The organism is Phocaeicola sp. HCN-40430, assembly GCF_037890285.1.
Classification (GTDB): domain Bacteria; phylum Bacteroidota; class Bacteroidia; order Bacteroidales; family Bacteroidaceae; genus Phocaeicola; species Phocaeicola acetigenes.
The window spans coordinates 1-427 of the sequence record NZ_JBBKBS010000081.1; the positions used below are offsets into that span (position 1 = coordinate 1).

Here is a 427-nt window from a genome sequence, read left to right on the forward strand (position 1 = left end):
CTCATAAAACATTCGTTTATCATAAAAGCCATGTTCACCCAGAAAATATCCCTGGTCGGATACATATACTACAATAGTATTATCCGCAATTCCCATTTCGTCGAGCGCTTTCAACAGTTTACCGATATTATCGTCTACAGTAGCTCCACAGCGCAAATAGTCACGAATCAATTTTTGATAAATTGCCCGACGAGCCGTAGTTTTCTGCAGCCCATCAATCGAGAAAGGCAGTTCCGGATAGCGACACCACCATTTGTCCGGATCTTGAGAAGCCTTTTTCCATGCATTGGACAAGACCTCCAAAGTTTGCCCTTCAAACGAACGTCCATTGGTTTCAGGTCCCCAATCAAGCAAATTTTCAGGTTCAGGAAATGTCACTCCATCATACAAATGCTCCATACGTATCGGGAAATCATAAGGCTCATGT

General features: G+C 42.9%; 1 protein-coding gene. It reads right to left on the minus strand.

The annotated features are described in order from the left end of the window. Positions 1-427, minus strand: a 427-nt coding sequence (locus tag WKU26_RS12685; protein ID WP_340322319.1) for a sulfatase-like hydrolase/transferase, incomplete at both ends; no start/stop codon positions are given.